16 protein-coding genes are annotated in these 16,347 nt (G+C 60.9%); 1 reads left to right on the top strand and 15 read right to left on the bottom strand.

The window, feature by feature from the left end; all coding sequences use genetic code 11:
* Nucleotides 1-284: 284 nt before the first annotated feature.
* Nucleotides 285-1,232: a trypsin-like peptidase domain-containing protein gene (locus ATY77_RS13630; RefSeq protein ID WP_088687767.1), complete on the bottom strand. Its 948-nt coding sequence runs from the start codon at nt 1,230-1,232 to the stop codon at nt 285-287.
* A gap of 264 nt (nt 1,233-1,496) precedes the next feature.
* On the opposite strand from ATY77_RS13630, the gene ATY77_RS13625 reads away from it, so the two are divergent.
* Nucleotides 1,497-2,054 (top strand): acyltransferase, encoded by a 558-nt coding sequence (locus ATY77_RS13625; protein ID WP_088687766.1) that lies wholly within the window; start codon nt 1,497-1,499, stop codon nt 2,052-2,054.
* A 32-nt stretch (nt 2,055-2,086) separates the two neighbouring features.
* Here the strand turns inward: ATY77_RS13625 and ATY77_RS13620 are convergent, their stop codons facing one another.
* The 14 genes from ATY77_RS13620 to ATY77_RS13560 all read right to left on the bottom strand — a co-directional run bounded on the left by ATY77_RS13620 (nt 2,087) and on the right by ATY77_RS13560 (nt 16,346).
* Nucleotides 2,087-2,482 carry a hypothetical protein gene (locus tag ATY77_RS13620; protein WP_088687790.1) on the bottom strand — a complete coding sequence of 132 codons (396 nt, stop codon included), beginning with the start codon at nt 2,480-2,482 and terminating at the stop codon, nt 2,087-2,089.
* Complete coding sequence (locus tag ATY77_RS13615) at nt 2,479-2,682, bottom strand: hypothetical protein (protein WP_088687765.1); 204 nt, start codon at nt 2,680-2,682, stop codon at nt 2,479-2,481. The genes ATY77_RS13620 and ATY77_RS13615 overlap by 4 nt, the downstream gene beginning before the upstream one ends.
* Before the next feature lie 246 nt (nt 2,683-2,928).
* The gene (locus ATY77_RS13610) at nt 2,929-3,996 is read right to left on the bottom strand and encodes an acyltransferase (protein WP_088687764.1); all 1,068 of its coding nucleotides are present in this window, start codon (nt 3,994-3,996) and stop codon (nt 2,929-2,931) included.
* A gap of 108 nt (nt 3,997-4,104) precedes the next feature.
* Entirely contained in the window at nt 4,105-4,371 is a 267-nt protein-coding gene (locus tag ATY77_RS32490) for a hypothetical protein (protein WP_141103930.1), read from the bottom strand.
* A 111-nt stretch (nt 4,372-4,482) separates the two neighbouring features.
* Nucleotides 4,483-4,737, bottom strand: coding sequence for a hypothetical protein (locus ATY77_RS13605; RefSeq protein WP_088687763.1), 255 nt, complete (start codon nt 4,735-4,737; stop codon nt 4,483-4,485).
* Nucleotides 4,738-4,797: 60 nt separating this feature from the next.
* A complete protein-coding gene (locus ATY77_RS13600) occupies nt 4,798-5,205 on the bottom strand; it encodes a hypothetical protein (RefSeq protein WP_088687762.1) in 408 nt (135 codons plus the stop codon).
* On the bottom strand, nt 5,202-6,821 hold the full coding sequence (locus tag ATY77_RS13595; protein ID WP_088687761.1) for a hypothetical protein: 1,620 nt from the start codon (nt 6,819-6,821) through the stop codon (nt 5,202-5,204). The genes ATY77_RS13600 and ATY77_RS13595 overlap by 4 nt, the downstream gene beginning before the upstream one ends.
* A 258-nt stretch (nt 6,822-7,079) precedes the next feature.
* Entirely contained in the window at nt 7,080-9,494 is a 2,415-nt protein-coding gene (locus ATY77_RS13590) for a hypothetical protein (protein WP_088687760.1), read from the bottom strand.
* Between the two features lie 54 nt (nt 9,495-9,548).
* Nucleotides 9,549-11,774 carry a hypothetical protein gene (locus tag ATY77_RS13585; protein ID WP_088687759.1) on the bottom strand — a complete coding sequence of 742 codons (2,226 nt, stop codon included), beginning with the start codon at nt 11,772-11,774 and terminating at the stop codon, nt 9,549-9,551.
* A 9-nt stretch (nt 11,775-11,783) separates the two neighbouring features.
* A complete protein-coding gene (locus ATY77_RS13580) occupies nt 11,784-12,317 on the bottom strand; it encodes a hypothetical protein (protein ID WP_088687758.1) in 534 nt (177 codons plus the stop codon).
* Entirely contained in the window at nt 12,310-12,777 is a 468-nt protein-coding gene (locus ATY77_RS13575; RefSeq protein WP_088687757.1) for a hypothetical protein, read from the bottom strand. Before ATY77_RS13575 ends, ATY77_RS13580 begins: the two co-directional genes overlap by 8 nt.
* A complete protein-coding gene (locus tag ATY77_RS13570) occupies nt 12,767-14,845 on the bottom strand; it encodes a hypothetical protein (protein WP_088687756.1) in 2,079 nt (692 codons plus the stop codon). The genes ATY77_RS13575 and ATY77_RS13570 overlap by 11 nt, the downstream gene beginning before the upstream one ends.
* Entirely contained in the window at nt 14,838-15,464 is a 627-nt protein-coding gene (locus ATY77_RS13565) for a hypothetical protein (RefSeq protein WP_088687755.1), read from the bottom strand. The genes ATY77_RS13570 and ATY77_RS13565 overlap by 8 nt, the downstream gene beginning before the upstream one ends.
* A gap of 156 nt (nt 15,465-15,620) precedes the next feature.
* Nucleotides 15,621-16,346, bottom strand: coding sequence for a hypothetical protein (locus ATY77_RS13560; protein ID WP_088687754.1), 726 nt, complete (start codon nt 16,344-16,346; stop codon nt 15,621-15,623).
* Nucleotide 16,347 lies beyond the last annotated feature (1 nt).

Below are 16,347 nucleotides of genomic sequence, written 5' to 3'. Positions count from 1 at the left end.
GGCTCTCGTGAACGCCGAACACCTGCGGGCACCCCCAAGGTTGGCCGCTTTTGAGCGTTCGCGCGGGCATTCCCGATTGCCGCTATCATGGACGCGGCACCCTCCAACCTCCCTCATGCTGAGGTGCGCAGCCCGAAAGGGCGGAGCCTCGAAGCACGCGTTCCAACGCTGCTTCTTGCATCTCGTGACCATCGCAGCGCGCGCCCCGCTTAAGCCCCCTCAAGCTGAGACTCTCCTGGACGTTGCGCCCGTCCCGTCGACTCCATAACGCCGAAACCGCCCGCCTAGGACCGAGCCATCGGCACCAGGCTCTTCTTCTCGATCAGCCCCGCCACCGAAAACACCAGGATCGCGGTCTCCCTGCCGATCCTGCTGCCGTCCATCAGCCTGACGATGTCATCGACGCCGCCGACCGGGCTGCCGTCGATCGCAAGGATATAATCCCCTTCCTGCAGCCCGCCCTTGGCGGCCGGCCCGTCCGGCTCAACCCGCCGGATGCGAACCGAGGTCGTCTGCGCCGTGCCCGCCGCAAGCGCGACCCGGCGCGGCAGCACGATCGTATCGCCAGCAATGCCGATGACGGCGCGCCTGACCTGGCCGTGGCGGAGAATCTCCGAAACCACGAAATTGGCCGTATTCGACGCAACAGCGAAAGCGATGCTCTGCGCGCCCTGGATGACGGCGGTGTTGACGCCGATCACCTCCCCGCCGGAAGAGACGAGCGGCCCGCCCGAATTGCCGGGATTGAGCGCCGCATCCGTCTGGATCACGTCCTCCATCAGCCGCCCGCTCGCCGCCCGCATCGACCGGCCGAGCGCCGAAACGATGCCAGCGGTAACGGTCCATTCGAAACCGAGCGGATTGCCGATCGCAATCGCGATATGCCCCCTGCGCAGACGCTGGGAATCCCCGAGCTTCGCCCAGGCGCCGGTGCCGGAATTGGCGCGGATGAGCGCGATATCCGTATCGACATCCCGGCCGAGCACCCGCCCCTCGGTGACGAACCCATCCGGCGTGGTGACCTTGGCGTCGTCGACCACATGGCTGTTGGTGATGATGAGCCCGTCCGGCGAAATGGCAAAGCCCGACCCATGCCCCTGCCGGCCACCCACCCTCTCGATCCGGCTGACCGCCGGCCCGACCATATCGACCGCCGCCGCGATCGATTGCGAATAGGCATCGATCAGCGCCCCATCACTCTGGGGCACGATGTCCTTATCCATATAACCCATAATCTGATCCTCAGGCGGCAAAACGGCCGCCCCGCCGCCGGCGAAGCAATCACGATTGCAACAGTCCGCCATGGCGATGCTTTATGAGGATTAGATGGTTGGGGTATGGGTTGGGTTCAAGTGAGGGACAGGTCTGTGCCTTTGCGGGCGCCCTCCCGTTCAACGCGTTTGGCGCGCCGACTTCTGTTCCTAACTTTCAGACCTGCCTGCCTGTGCCTTGAATACCAGCACAGCCGCTGATAAGGCCACCTGTGTGGAGGCGCTATGGCTGCAGATCGGGCATCTTATAGAAATCGCGGTGGATTGGTTCAGCGGCTTGTGACGGCCTATAAGCGGTTCCGCTATTTCACCTCCGCCGGCAAGAACCTTGTCGTCAAAAGCAGCGTCGAGTTTAGGATGGTGGACCACGCAATCCTCGAGGTCGGTGAAAACGTCACGATTCAGGACTACTCATTTTTTCAGCTGACCATGCCGGAGCCTAAGGTCTTCATCGGCAACAATACCGTCATCGGCCGGAGAAACATCATCACCGCAAAAAACCGAATTTCAATCGGCAGCGACGTCCTGATCGGTTCCGATGTGCAGATCATCGACCACAGCCACGGCGTCCGCCGAGATACGCCGATAAGGCTGCAAAAGGCAGAGATAGGGTTCGTAGAAATCGGCGACGATGTCTGGATCGGCGTAGGCGCCAGAGTACTGATGAACGTCACAATCGGAAAAGGCGCCGTTATAGGCGCAAACTCCGTCGTCACCTCCGACATTCCGGAATATGCGATTGCGGTCGGCTCCCCGGCAAAGGTGGTAAAGTACCGGTCTTAGGATCGCCAAGAGTGTGACCCATCTGATCGGCATCACCTGCCAAGCCGTCGTGCAATCAACGCACCTGCGTCGCCAATCACAATGGCGGGAACCAGCACCAGCGCCATGCTATGAATGTCCGGAGGAACATCGATTACAATGAGATGAAGCCCGAACCACGGATTGACGATCTGGACGAGATAGATTGACGCCCACCAGATGCCGAAGGGAACCACGATCAGCCAACGCCCGACCCGCGTCGCGCTCCAGCGGTCGGCAGCCTCGGCAACGGCGATATCGCGGGCAGCCTCTATACCCTTGATCGCCTGCTCTGCAGCCAGGCGCTTCTCATCGCTGTCAGCCTCGAGCTTCGCCTTCCATGCCGAAAGCAGCGGCGTGGTAAACATCTCCATGGCACCGCCAAACAGAAGCTTCGCAAGCCAGCTCATCGCGCCCACCCCAACCGGCTGGCAAGATAATACCAGGTTTCAGCACAGAGACCGATGAGGGCGCCGGCCGCGATTTCGAGCATCATGGAAATATCGGGATCGCTCGAGAGCAACCCTCCGATCTCTGGCGAGAAGAGGCCTCTCGCCACCAGCGCGGCGGCGAGATAACGAAGGGCAATACGAATGAGGACGCTTGTCATATCGGATGTCTCCTTGGGCCGCCTTCCATTTCATCCCAGAAAAGTTGAGTCTTGAACTAGGGCGTCACAACAATTTGATTCCGACGGGATCGCGAGAGACTGAATATGCATAGCGCCAGATTGGCGGAGATGTTGTCGCAGCGTGGGCCGATAGGCCGTGGCTTATTCGGAGAAAGCGGCTGGAAATCTATATCGAACGCACAGGTCAAACCGGTGACGTGAAGAGGATCACGCCTAGGAGTTAGGTCAGACGGTAAAGCCCTTTTCGTGCTTCTCGATCGCGTGCGCGTCATGAACGGAAGCGGTATCGACACGCTCAACGGCAGCATCGTCAACATCTTTTTCAATTGGCGCTGCCACCGCATAATATTTCATGATAAGCATCTTCTTTATGCTCCGCGCAGCAGAATGCGACGGCTTTTCGATGTAACGATAGAACGGATAAATCAAAGCCAAAGCCAGCGGGCATACTAGGAGAGGATCAGTCGCAACAAATTTCGCAACTGCAGCGGCTGCAACCACATGCATCAGATAGATCGAAAAACACGCGGCCCCAATGGTTTCGAGAGGCCTCACGGCGCCAAATTCCTCGGCCGCGTTAATTTCCGAAAGCATCCAGCAGGCTGCCAAAACGGCGAAGGGCGTCATCGTCAAATAAAACCCCGCTGGCGTATTGAGTGTTGCCCAGTAGAGAACGGAAGCGGTAACCGCAGTTGCAAAGCGCCAGAAAAGTAAGGGTCCAGGCATTCTCCATCGATCAAAATGCTCAGCAAGATAACAGCCGATGAGCCATGCCGGAAGACCGACCAACCAGTTGAGTTGCGGTCCGTACTTGTGAGCATTGCCGTACTGGTCCGATCCATGGCCAATCGCGACCGCGTAGGATGCTGCAATCGACATTGCGATGATCGGCAACCACCCGATCTTGCGCGACAGCGGCAGGATCAGCGGATAAAGGCAGTAATAAATCGCTTCACAGACGACCGACCAGAGAATGTAGCCGTCAACCACATTGTAGGTTTTGATCCCCGCCGTCTGAGCCAGCGCGAAGGCGACAATTGTCGGAGGCACGATACGCAGAAAGCGGCCGGCTAGGAATGGCAGGGCGTGCATCTCTCTTTGTCGATACGGATAATGGATACAGAAGCCTGAAACAACGAAGAAAGCAATGACAGCAGGATGCCCGGTAAAAATGTACTTGGTAATCCCGGGCATCGAAGGGCCGAGCAGATGAGCAAATACGACCGACAGTGCGGCAATCGCCCTGACGGAGTCTAAGCCTTCGACCCTTTGCGCACTTTGAACTGATGCCATTATGGCAAATAAACGCTAGGCGCAGATGAGCGCAACAGGAATCGCCCGACGGATTTTATTTATTCGCAATGTTGTTTTCCTGGCAACGATCATCATAGCAGATACCAGTCACCACTGACGCGCTTCCCACTCTTCCATGGTTTCAGGGTCCTGCTTGTATTCCCATCTGCCATCTTGATGTCTTCGTCGGCGCCAGAGCTGTCCGTGCGTTGACCATGCACCGCTGGCGAGCCGCACTTTCGGTCGGGAAAGCAAACCGTATTTGTGCCAGTTATAGTCCGTTGGCTTTGGTTTTGTGCGGAAAATCGCCTCGAATAGGTAAATTGGAACGAAGTCGATAAAGGACTGAAGACGGTTTAGGTATTCCAAAAACATCAATTATCCCGCTATTCGATAAATGGGAAAAATTCCCATTTATCGAATAGCGTGTCCGGGGATAGAAATCCATGAGGAATCGATGTCCGAACCGGATTGACGATCGGGTGTTTATCGAACGAACGGCGCGACAGAACCCGATACGAGAATTTTGAACGCGGCACTGACTGCCAGGACGACTACAGGGGTAAGAACGGCCCAAATCGCCTTCCCGATTCTGTTCGCCAGCTTGTCGACGCTTCCCTCGATCCGCGCAAGAGCGGCATTAATATGCGGCTGCTGCGCTTCCAGATTGAGAACGCGCTCCTTCAATCCGCTCACCCTTTCGTGCAGCTTCTCGATCTCGGCCCTGACTTGCTGATCCATGAATCTATTCCGTCCGATTTCCTCTGTCACATAGGCGCCGCTTGTTAATCCGGCGACGCATCAAGAGGCGGGTTGGATAAGCGCAGCCCAGCGCCAAAGATCATCCATCTGGACAGGGGTGATGCGCATGGCTTGGCCAAGGAGGTCGATCCGCGGATCCTCCCGGTGATAGGCCTGAATATCCTCGACCATGATCCTGATCGCCTCTTTCTCCTGCGAAGTCTTGTCGGCCAAGGCGGAAATGGCCTGCAAGATGTCGGCCTTGTAGACAGGTGGCTCCAACTCCAGAGCGGCGAGCCAGAGCTGCCACTTGTAAAGCACGGGGAAGCCAGCCTGAGAGTGAAGATAGGCTTGAACGTCCGGATGCTCCTCGGGAAGAGTCTCGACAGAAGAGCTTTCGGGCCTTCCATAGAAGATCCCATTGAGCTTTCCTGTCACTGCGTTTCTGCTGATGTAGACCGTGTTCATCCGCCCATCCTCGGTACTGTGTAATCATCCCACCCATGACTGGTCAGAGCACAGTCGCCAGTCCCGATTTGAATATCGAAGCGCGCCCAGAATAGGCCGGCGGCTGTCGTTCGCACCTTGCCTCCAATCTGGATTCGTGTATTGCTTATGACATTGACATAAAGGCTAGCATCGGCATTCGCGCCCGAGTGCTCCTCGGTATCGCACCGAAAATTGACTGCTGAACCGTTGCCACCCTGCGCTTGTATGAGCATGCGAGCATCCACCGATATACCATCAGGGAGGCCAATCGGGTTGTAAGCAGGAAAATCAAATGGTGACGACGTATTAATCTCAGCGATAGCCCCCAAGAGCTTCACCCGACTCCCATACTGCTTGAACCCGACAATTTGCGAACTGCCATTCGTCAAAAAAGACCCAATCCGGCTGCTCGGCAGAATCTCCCAGCCCGCCGGCACCGTCACGCCCGACGAAACGTTCGAAAGCGACGCGATGAAATCGCCCACCGTGATGTCGGCAAGCTTGCGCAGCACATAGATATGGTAGGTCTTGCTTGCCGCAACGGCGCCGGTGTCGAGGAAGCCGCCGTTCGAGCCTGCGGACCAGGCGGCGTTCAGCCTCTTGGTCAGGGTCCCGGCAAAGGAGATGTATTTCCCGCCGAAGCGCGCATCGCCAGCGCTGATATCGAGGCTGGTGAGCGGCACGCCGGCATTCGGGTTCGGAACCAGCCCGCGAACGAAATCGGGCATGACGAGCTTGGCTGCGATGGCGTCCTTGTCGGCTTGCAAATCGGAGATCTTCGCGGCCGTCACGGTTCCGTCCGTCGGCACCCAGCCGGCGCCGCCATAGACGCGCATGGCCTGGTCCGCGCTGTTGAAATAGAGATCGCCCACCTGCAGCGCCGATCCGTCAGCCCTGAGAATGGGATTGACCACGGAAGCGCCGAGATAGACATCGGCGAAATTCCTGACGTCCCCGATATTGGCCGCGACGGTCTCGACATCCCCCGTAACGCCCGCAACCGCGACGGTCTGCGCCGCGATTGCCGCAACGGCGGCCACCTCCGCCGCAACCGTCGCAACGGTGGCGATCTCAGCCGCGACATCGGCCGCCGGCGGGATGCTCTGCGCCACGCCCGCCAGTTCCGTCACCGCCTCGATGATCGAGGCCAGCCGCAAGACGCCGTTGATCAGCTCGGCGATCTCCGTTGGCGTCGAGGTCGGAGAGACGACGATCGCCCGGTCTAGCCGCTCGCTCAGCTGCAGGTCGCGCTGGGCGGCGACATCGAGCGCGGTTTCGATCGTCTTTGCCGAAAACGGCCCCTGGTTCTCCAGTTCCGTTTCCTGGGTAAACGGCACGTTGAGCAGCAGGGTGATCGTTTCCGCGGCAGTCGGAGCGCCGCCCGCCGCGGTATCGATCGAGCCGCCCTCGGGATTGCCGACGCCGGAGACGCTGTAGTCGGCGTCGAGCGTCAGGATCTCCTCATCGCCATTGGCGCGCCGCTTGATGACGAGCAGATGCCGCTCGTCGGCGATGAAGAAATCATAGTCGAATACTGTGGTCACCGCATTGCCGGGATAGGGACCGGACCGGCTGTTCGTGCTTGAAATCGTCATGTGCCGTCACTCGCTTGGGTTTCAGGAAGACCATAAGCGCCGATGGTTGTTTCCCCATCTGGCCGGGGTGGATATTGCGAAAGAAACATCAACGCCTATCGATTATCCGCGCCGCCCGATCCGGCAGAGAGCTTCGCAAAGCTATTCGAAGAGATCGTAGGAAACAAAACGCGGAACGCATGGAGGGTGACCTGAAAGTCACTCCCCAGCGCGTCCGCCCGGCGGAACTGAGGGCTTTGGCCCTCAAGGCGCGTTCTTTTAAATGCGCCGTGCCTTTCGATTGACACGGGCGGCTTCCGCGCCTTTATCGAAGCCCTCCACAGCGCGCCGCGCTTGCTCATTAACATCGACGGATGCGGCGTTTCTGGAGGTTTTCGTCTCATAGCGCCTCGCCTTTCCATTGACGGGAGCGATCTCGGCGTCCTTATCCACCCCCTCGACTGCGCGCCGCGCCCGCTCCTCCACATTCACGGCCTCGCCATCTCCGGGCGCTTCCTTCACGAAGCGACGGGCCTTGCGATTAACGCGGGCGGTTTCAGCATCCTTCGCCGTACCCTCGACTGCTTCACGGGCCTGCTGATCGACGCGGGCATCCTCCGCATCTTTCTGCGGTTCCTCCCCGCGCCGCTCAGGATCGGAAGCCTGCTTCGCCGAGACGTCGGCAGGGTGCCGCCGTGCATTCTCTGTAAAGAAAGCGTCGTGTTCGGAGCCGGCAATTTTTGCGGCATACGTCGCCGTTGGGATTTTCAGATCTCCGCCGGCGGCGATCGCCGCGTCAAGATCGCTGCGGCTGATCCAGCCGAGGCGGTCGATTTCCGAGAGTTGATCGATCCCTCGTTTCTTTAAATAATCAACGAATTGGTCGGCCGGAACGTAAATGCTCTCAGCAGGAGTGTTCCGCGTCGCCTGATCAACAAACTGACGAAATGTCTCTGGATCGCGTTGACGCAGATTCGATTCCTGGGCATTTTTTGATATTTCCCCGACGGTCGCTTCCGTCCTCGCAGTTCCCCCACCGGGCGGCGGGCTGCCGGGACTATTTTGGAGTTTTGCGCCTTTTATCATCGCGCGAACGGCCAATTCCATCACCGTGATAGCGGCGCCTGCGGAAAAATTGGCAGCTACGCCGTCCATCAGGCTCTTGTCAGGCTCATAGAAATATTTTGCGATTGCGTTCTGCAACGCTTGCTGACCGACATTCTGAGTTCCCGAAACCGCTGCTTGCAGGCCGACATATTTGAGAAACGCCGTGGCGCCTGCTTTCACGACAGGAGCGGAAATCCAGCGACCGAAGGGAATGCTGCCAAAGAGGCCTGGAGCGATGCCGCTATAGGCAGCCATCGTCTGCATATGCTCGTCCTTGCCAGCCTTACGGGCCGCTGAGGCTGCGTCGCCCGCGTTCTGCGCCACATTATAGGCGACCGCGGCGCTGCCACCGGACGCAAGGGTAATGGCAAGCAGCGGTAACATGGAACCTAAAGCCTCTCCAAACTTGCGACCGGCACTATTCTCCATTCCGGGTCGAGCCTTCAAAAGACGCCCACCAAAGTCCTGGGTCGACGCGCCACCGGACTGCAAGGCCAATGCCAGTGCTTTAAAAGGAGCCTCAAGCCTTGCCGCGGCGCCTTCCGGTGTCTCGTCGCCGGCTAATAGGTCGCTGACCACGGATTGCGCAATATTCGGGTTGATCTCGCCCTGGGCCCATATCTGATCGCGTAGCTCTTTTTCCTGTTCTCGAGATAGTGTTTTACCGTGGATCCCGATAATGGCCGCTGCCAAAGCGGTGCGGGAGGCAGAGTCCGCTGATGTGACTGAAGCGAGAACCTGACCGGTACCTTCCATCGCCTTTCCGACCGACCCAACGGCGCCGCCGGGAACCGCTTTCGCCGCCTCAGCAACCTCCAAAGCGGCTTGGGGTGTCTTCGGATTGAGCACAGCCAGGGCTTCTTCACCCGTACTTACACCGGCTAGCACCTCCTGGAGTACCGATAGAAAGTCCTCCCGCGGGAGATCCAGCTGCTGATTTATCCGGTCCTGTAGCGCAACGATCTCCTCTTTGCTCTTGCCCTTAGCGCCGGCGACCTCTTCTGAGAGCACCTGTTTGACCGTCTTCTCAGGTGGGGCTGGAGTGCTCCCGTTGGGCTGGGCAGCCGGCGGCCTACCGACACTGGAGCCGTCCGCCTTCGCCATGTTCCCAGGTGGCCCGCCGAGCCGTTCGAAATACGCGAGCGTCGCCACGTCATCGCCAGCCAAAGCAGTGTTTTCGGGGGAAAGCAGCCAGTTGGCCAGAACCGGCGCCTGGGAAAGAATCTTCGCGTTTTGCGCCTCCTGCAATGTCTGCCGGAAGCTGTCGCGATATTGCTTCACCAGCGCTAGCGGTGGCACCGGACCGCCCGTCGCCCCCGCATAGTCCTCAGCAAGGCGGAGATCGCTCGCCACTTGATCGGGATCTTCATTCGAAGAGCGAATGACGATACCCGCAGCGGCAGCGTCGGTTCCTAGCGGAGGGATAGTCGGTTTTGTTGGTTCCGGCACAGGGCGGGCTGTCGCCTCCGCCCCGGCGCCGGCTGGCAGAAGATCGCTCGCGGGCTGTTCAGCATGCTCACCGGCACCGGCGGCTTTGGTCCCAGGCCCGCCCGTAGTTGGTATTTTCGCTTCCGGCAGCGTTTCCAATAGCTTGTCTCCAAATATTGTTGGGAGACAAGCTTAGAATCGAGACGGTTGGCATCATGAATGGCGGATGCCGCCATCAGCCCCGGCAGCCAGCGCCAGAAGCGAGGCGATCCCCTTGTAATAGCCCATCGCCTCCGCCTCGTTCGGCTCCCTGCCGAGATCGCGCGAAAGTTCGGATGCCAGCGCTTGCCGGGCTTCGGGCGGGAGATCCGCCCAGTCGGCCAGCTCAAGCACGGGGGTTTCCTTCACCGGTTCCGGCTCGCGCAGCACGAGCGGCAGCAGCAGCTTGTTGCGGATCGATGCAATATCGAACTCGTTCGGCATCTTGCCGTTGTTTTCGTTCTTGAAGGCCGCGATCTCGGAAGCGAACGCGTTCTGAAACCGCGCAACCTGCTGGATCGCGGCCTGCCGCTCGGCGCCGAACCTGCCATTTGCAGTAATGCCGATGGATTCGAGCTGCTTTTGCGATTGCGCGAAGGCGTCGGCCAGCTGCAGGCCTTCGCGTTTCGTCGCTGCCTGCCCGCTCAGCGCGCCGTTCTGCAGCTCCGACATTTCACGGAATGCCTCAGTACCCAGCCGGCCGCGGTAATCGCTGAGATCGATTCCGGCAAATCCATCCGGATCCATCGCAGCATATCTGCGCATATCGTAAAGCAGCACCTCGTCCACCTGCCCCGCCCGACCTTTCGCGGCCGTCTGCATGTAGTTCCACGCTGCCGAGACCGCCTCCATGCCAGCCACCTGGCGGATCTCCCGCGGCACGTCGTCGGGCGTCTTGCCTTCGTCGATCGCCCGCCAGAGTTCGGCCTTGGCCTGCTTGATCCGTGCGTCCTCGGCCCTCGCCTGCGTCTCCAGCGTCGTCTGGATGCGCCGTTGCGTGAGCTGACGGACCTTCTCGTCGCGGATATCGGCAAGGCTCCTGTCGATATCGTCGGCGGAAGGGCCGAGCGCGCGCGGCGAAACCTTGTTGCCGCGCGGCGCCACCGTGCCGCCGCGCGTCGAAAACGGCGCGGCCTGCTCGGGATCGTCGATCAGCGGAAAATACATGCCGTAGCGAGCGGCATTGTCATGGATGTAGTCGAACACCTCCCTCGGCCCGGCCCCGGATTTCAGCGGCCGCCCGTTCCAGCCGAGATCGACGGCATTCGCCGCCCCCTTCGCGCTGCCGATGATCTGAAGCCCGTCGCGAATGGCGGGCGGCGCATCCTCGATCATCGCCGCAAGGTTCGTGGCGAAGCTTTCGTCCAGCCTGTCGACGGCTTCCGCGCCGCCGCCGGCAGCCCGCGCCGCAAGCGCCTGGCGAAACCGTGTCGGCCCGGCATCTGCCACCGTGCGGCCAGCCGGCTCTCCGGCATCCACGAGATCGCCGACGGCATCGGCCGCCGGTCCAGGAACCTGCCTGCCCCTGGTCAGAATCGCGCCCGCCTTGCGCTTGGAGTGCTCGTTGCGGATCTCGCCTTCGAGCGCTTCCGTCAGCATGTCGCTGTCGGCGCCGGTCATCTGCCCGGCATGGTCGTTCCGATAGCGGTCGGCGGCGATCGGATCGTCCTCGGCCAGCCGCAGCGTGATATCCCTGTGGACGCCGGAGACGAACGCGCTGCCGCGCGCCATCATGGTGTCGCCGCTCCAGCCTTCCAGCCGCCCCTGCTCCTGCAGTTCCAGAAGGCCGGCCGCGACGTTCTTCGTCACCAGATCGGGCCGGGTGAAATTCACCACCGCATCCCTGGCGAAGCTGTCGACGCGCTGGGCGGCATTCTGCTGAAACCAGACCTTGCGCTGCTGGCCGGAATAGACGACGGCGCTCTGCAGTGAGGCATTGATCCTGGCGTCGGCTGCACGGCCATAGAGCTCCGCCGCCTCGCCCGTCAGGCCGGCGCCGATTTCCTTGCGCTTTTCCATCAGCCGCCGCTCGTAATCGGCCCGGCCATCGACTGCCGCCTGGCCAGTGAGCGTCATGAACCCGCCCTCGCCGTATCGGGCGTTGCGGTCCCAGGCCGCAAGCTGGGTCTCGCGGTCCTTGGCGCGCATGACGTTATCGAGCGCCTTGGGATCAGGTGCCTTCTGTTCGGCCGCGTCGCCGTTAGATGTTTGCTGCTGGCTCTCGCGCTGCTTCTTAACGTTGGAGATCGATGTCCCCAGACTCTCAAGCCCTTTTGCCAAATCCCCCATGCCCCTGCCGACGGCAGCGCCGAAGTTGTCAGCGTCAGCTTTGACGTCGAGCTTGCTCTGGAAGATCGGCCGCGTCGCAACATTGCTCTGATATTCGGGAACGGTAACCATGGGTCGGCCTCACTTGTTCGCTGTGGTCGGCGTGGTGGACGGTGTGGGTTTGTTAAGTCCCTCGTAGAACCTGCCAGCCCCAGTCAGGATCGTGCCTGCCGCCGTCAGATACCCACCCCTCGCCGCATTATCCCCCTTCATCCGCTCCAGCGTGCCGCCCGCCCGCTGATTGACGGCATCGACTCGGAAGTCATAGGCCTCGCGATAGGCGTTGGTTCGGATTGTCAGGGCGTCCAGCTCGCCGAGGGTGGCGGTATCCACCAGCGTGTCGAGCGGCGAGCCGAAGCTGATGTCGAGCCCGTTCGCCGCCATCGCGGCGGTCTGCGCGCCCATGATCCGCGCCACTTCCTGCCGCTTGCGCTGCTCCTCCTGCGCCCCGCGCTCCAGCGCGTCCTGGGCGCGCCGCTCGGAAAGCTCGGCGTTCATCTCGGCGACCTGCTGGTTGTATTTGCCGGCCGCTTTCGCAGCCTGCCCCTGCTGCACGCTGCCGGCGGCACCGACCAGTGTCGAGCCGAGCGTCAGGGCAAGACCGATATCACACATCGCTGGACCTCAATTCGAATGGGCGGAATTCATGACCCCGCAGGCTGATAGGATCGAAGATCGAAAAACCCAGCCAACGCAGCCAGCGCAGCGAGACGCGGTTGTCGACGTCGACGAGGTTTCTCAGAATGGGATAGTGCCGCAACAGTTGATCCCTCCACTCGACCGAGCCTCGGAGGAAACCGGCGGCATGGCGTTCGATGGCGTCGGTTCCGAGCAGCCACGGCGCGCCGACACCGGCGAGGATGCTGATGGCGCCGACGCCGAAGATCGCCTCGGCCCGCCCGTCGATCAAAACCGTCCAGGCAGCCGATGATTTGCGGAGCGAATAGATGAGCGCCTCCACCGGCGTCATGCCGGAGGCTTTCCACACCTCGTCGCGGTCGGCCTTGCGCATGCGCCGGGCGACCCCTCGCAGATCGAGGGGGCGGAAGGGCACGACGAGGATCTCACCGGCCAAGGCTGATATCCGGCATGATGGCGAGAATGGTCATCGGCAGCGGATCGAACTGCTTGATCCACATGTTGCCGCCCGTGTCCCAGTCCCATTGCGGCGTCAGCGAGATATCGCCGGTGATCGGCTCGATCGGATCATCCCAATCCTCGGTCGAGCGCTGCTTGTATTCCACCAGATGCTCGTCGCCGCGCGCGCCGTCGCGCGGGCCGATGAAGATGCCGCGCGTCTGCTCCACCCGCAGCGTCACGTTGCTCACCGATTTCTGCCGTCCCTGCACGGTGCCGAGCCCGCCGACATTGCCGAGATCGATATCGAGCGTCTGCAGCGCCGAAACGATCGGCAGGCCGACATGCACCTTGGAGGCGGCGACATCGAGCGTCACCGCGCCGCCGCTGACGGTGAGGTTGCGCACGACATTGCCGTCGGCAAGCGCCACCACCTTCTGCCCCTCGAGATGGGCAAGCCCACCGATCACGGTCGTCGGCGCGCCGCTATAGGTTAGGCCGCAATCGACGAAGAAGGCGTCGCTGACCGATTGGAAGACGCGGCTGTGCAGCCGCTCGATGTAGCGCCGGGCCTGGCCGCCGATCGTGCGTTTGACCAGGAAGTAAGGCACATCCTCATTGCCCTCGGCAATGACGGTGACATCCTCGAAGACGGCGTCATTGTCAGGCCCGCTTTCATGGCGCGTCCAGGCCCAGACGTCGTGCTCCTTGAGGTAGGTAAGCGAGACCAGCGCGCCGTTGTCGAGCACGACCCAGGCGATCGAATAAGGCGCCTGGGCATAGGCCCAGGCCTTGATCCGCCGGTTCTCGAAGAGGTGGCGGGCAAGGATCGTCAGGTCTTTGCCAACGAAGCCGTCCTCGGCGTAGACATAGCTGAAGTCGCGGATGACGCCGCCCCGCTCCTGCGCAAAGAGCACCGTATTGCCGATGACGATCGGCTGCACCCGGGCCGCCCCGCGATAACCCTGGTTGTCGATCTTGATAGAAGAGGGAGAAATCGCATCGGATTGCGAGCCGCCGCTAACGATCCATTCCGCTCCCGACGTCAAAAGCATCAGCCCGCGCAGCGCCAGCATCGAGCGGATCTCGTTCACCTGCCGGGCGCGAATGCGGAAGGTCACGGCGTCGCTCGCCTTGGAAGGCGAGGAATAGCCGAAATTCTCGTAATTGGCCGATTGCGACAGCCACACCGCCTGCGGATCGTTCTTCGTCGAGGCGAAGGCCAATCGCTGCTCGATGAAGGTCGCGCAGCGGGGGTAATTGCCGGCGCTGTTGAACGGGTTGCGCGCCGTCTGCGGCGTATCGGCGAGATCGGCCGCGATGTTGTCGTCGTCGAAGGAAAGACCGGCCGTGCCGCCGATATAGCCATAGACACCGTTGTCGTTCTTGTAGACGATATAGCGCGAGGCGCCCGCCACCGCCGACCAGCTGACGCGGTTCTTGCGGCCGGTCACCGTCAGGTCGTTGTTGGCGAAGACAGCCGCCGACGGCAGGCTTTCCTCGCCGCTTTCATTGTCGACGGCCGAGACGCGATAGCCATAGGGCGTGCTTCCCCCGCCGATTGTCGTAATCCCGACGCCCACGGGCGCCGCGATCTTCGGCGCGAAGGTCACGAGGTCGAGCGTCCAGTTGTTGTCAGCATGGCGCGCCAGTTTACGCACGGGATAGTCGGGATGGCAGATATACATCACATCCGCCTCCTGCACGAACACCAGTTCGTCGAGCGCATTATGCGCGTAGGGCGTCGTCACCTCGTAAGGCGTGGCCCCTGATAGAACGAGCCCGCCGTCCCGGAACACCCGGAAATAGAGATGGCCGAATTCCAGAACATAGGATTGCTCGGTGTTGAACTGGAAAGGGATCAGCCGCGCCTCGTTGGCGCTCGCCTTCACCTCGCGGATGAAGGCAAGGCCGGCGCGGTTCGAGGCGCCGCCATGCGGATTGATGAAGAGGTTGAGCGCCGTCTTCAGCCCGCTGCCGTATTTCACCTGGTCGACACGCGCCCAGAGCGCCGGCGACAGTTCGCCGCCGCCGAAGGACGGCTGGTAGGCGCGCAAATCAGCCATTCGCCCGCCCTCCCGTCAGCCCGTCCTGGTCGTCCGTGCCGTCCCAGCCCTCGTTGGCGTCCGCCGTCTGGGCCAGCGCCTGCGTGCTGTTGGCAAGCTGGAACGCATCGGCGCGCACCTGCGGATCGCGCGTCAGCGGCATGGCGAGCCTGACGGCGAGATGCCAGGAGAGCGCATCGACGAAGAGCGGCGTATATTTCGTCGGATCGGTCAGCCGCTCGGTGAAATTGAGATAGGCCGGCGAAATATTGCAATAGATCACGCCGCCTTCGGCATCATAGGCATGCCCGCCCGCGGTGGACGCGCCACCGGAAAAGACGCCGCCCACCGAAGTCTCGCCCGTCACGTCGAGCGCCGAACGAACGCCGCGGATCGCCAGGCAGTCCACCGGCCGGTCATAGGCATAGGCCCACTCCCCCGGCCGGTCGTTCACGATTTCGGCCAGCGAACGCGTCCTGCCGGCAAAGCGCCAGGGATAGGCCTGCAGCAGCGCATCGCGCGCCGGCGCAAAGAAACGGTTGCAGGCCCGCGCCTCCACCGTCGGCTCGCTCAGCGCATTGATGCTGTCCTTACCGATCGAAGCGAGCGCCAGATTGCAGATGGAAATAATGGATGTCATGTCGGTCAGCCCCTTGGGTTGACCGACCTTAGGCTAGGAATGGTTGTCGCGGCGAAACTCCCGCCAACGTTCATGATCGCCTCTGTTCGCAGTTGTGAGCTCGCCTCGGGTCCGCAAGCTGTCCTCCCGCTGTACCGATGCGACAATTGCCTAAGTCTAATAGAGGCCCGGCCCAAGCGGAATACTATGAGCTTCCTTGCTCCGTCGTGGAGCATTCGTCGACAAGCAGAAAGCTGCGTGAGGCGCTTTGTCTATCATCGTAACATATGTCTTGAATGAAGGTATGACCTTCAGCTCAACTGCAAGCGCAGCACAGAAATCCTTATCTTTCCGTGTCTTTAAACAGTGACTGACATTTCGAAAGTTATCTCGGTCTTTTTTGTTGTCGAAGAGTGTAAGCCCCTCGGTCGGCGCCTCAAATTCATCCCATGAAAAACCGCTACGAAATGTCTCTTCGATAAAAGAATCCTTCCAGCTATAGAGATAGAGGGTCATCAGGTTGATAACCAGGTGCCGAAGTATCGACCGAGGTTCCTTGAGCGGGACGCTTGACGGCGGGATAAGTTGTCGAAAAAGAACCATGCTCGCTGCGGCGGCGAGCGCCTGCTGATCGCCTCGGCGCGCATCGCGCCACACCTTCTTCCAGGCCGCAGCGCAGTCCTTATCCAACAGGTCAATCACCTCGGCATCAAATATTTTGCGGCGGTCCTCGCTCATCGCTTTCGCGGAGGAGACGGAAAGTATCAGGGCTAAACTTACCGCGATCCAACATGCTAGTTTCCTTCCTGCCATCGTCCATCCCTTGAGCTTCGTGGGCGCAACCCAGGAACGCCAACACGTTGGCTGCAACATGCTGGATGAAGAGTAAAAAAAGCCCATCATG

The sequence above is a fragment of the Rhizobium sp. R634 genome (genome assembly GCF_002211305.1).
Lineage (GTDB): Bacteria > Pseudomonadota > Alphaproteobacteria > Rhizobiales > Rhizobiaceae > Rhizobium.
Note: the sequence above shows the minus strand (reverse complement) of the source record. Positions and strands in the feature narration are given on the sequence as shown.

Excerpts from the sequence above, each read along its gene's own strand:
- ATY77_RS13615 (WP_088687765.1), bottom strand. The coding sequence starts at position 2,682 with ATGACAAGCGTCCTCATTCGTATTGCCCTTCGTTATCTCGCCGCCGCG.
- ATY77_RS32490 (WP_141103930.1), bottom strand. The coding sequence starts at position 4,371 with ATGTTTTTGGAATACCTAAACCGTCTTCAGTCCTTTATCGACTTCGTT.
- ATY77_RS13620 (WP_088687790.1), bottom strand. The coding sequence starts at position 2,482 with ATGAGCTGGCTTGCGAAGCTTCTGTTTGGCGGTGCCATGGAGATGTTT.
- ATY77_RS13595 (WP_088687761.1), bottom strand. The coding sequence starts at position 6,821 with ATGACGATTTCAAGCACGAACAGCCGGTCCGGTCCCTATCCCGGCAAT.
- ATY77_RS13585 (WP_088687759.1), bottom strand. The coding sequence starts at position 11,774 with ATGGTTACCGTTCCCGAATATCAGAGCAATGTTGCGACGCGGCCGATC.
- ATY77_RS13625 (WP_088687766.1), top strand. The coding sequence starts at position 1,497 with ATGGCTGCAGATCGGGCATCTTATAGAAATCGCGGTGGATTGGTTCAG.
- ATY77_RS13560 (WP_088687754.1), bottom strand. The coding sequence starts at position 16,346 with ATGATGGGCTTTTTTTACTCTTCATCCAGCATGTTGCAGCCAACGTGT.
- ATY77_RS13630 (WP_088687767.1), bottom strand. The coding sequence starts at position 1,232 with ATGGGTTATATGGATAAGGACATCGTGCCCCAGAGTGATGGGGCGCTG.
- ATY77_RS13610 (WP_088687764.1), bottom strand. The coding sequence starts at position 3,996 with ATGGCATCAGTTCAAAGTGCGCAAAGGGTCGAAGGCTTAGACTCCGTC.
- ATY77_RS13565 (WP_088687755.1), bottom strand. The coding sequence starts at position 15,464 with ATGACATCCATTATTTCCATCTGCAATCTGGCGCTCGCTTCGATCGGT.
- ATY77_RS13605 (WP_088687763.1), bottom strand. The coding sequence starts at position 4,737 with ATGGATCAGCAAGTCAGGGCCGAGATCGAGAAGCTGCACGAAAGGGTG.
- ATY77_RS13570 (WP_088687756.1), bottom strand. The coding sequence starts at position 14,845 with ATGGCTGATTTGCGCGCCTACCAGCCGTCCTTCGGCGGCGGCGAACTG.
- ATY77_RS13580 (WP_088687758.1), bottom strand. The coding sequence starts at position 12,317 with ATGTGTGATATCGGTCTTGCCCTGACGCTCGGCTCGACACTGGTCGGT.
- ATY77_RS13600 (WP_088687762.1), bottom strand. The coding sequence starts at position 5,205 with ATGAACACGGTCTACATCAGCAGAAACGCAGTGACAGGAAAGCTCAAT.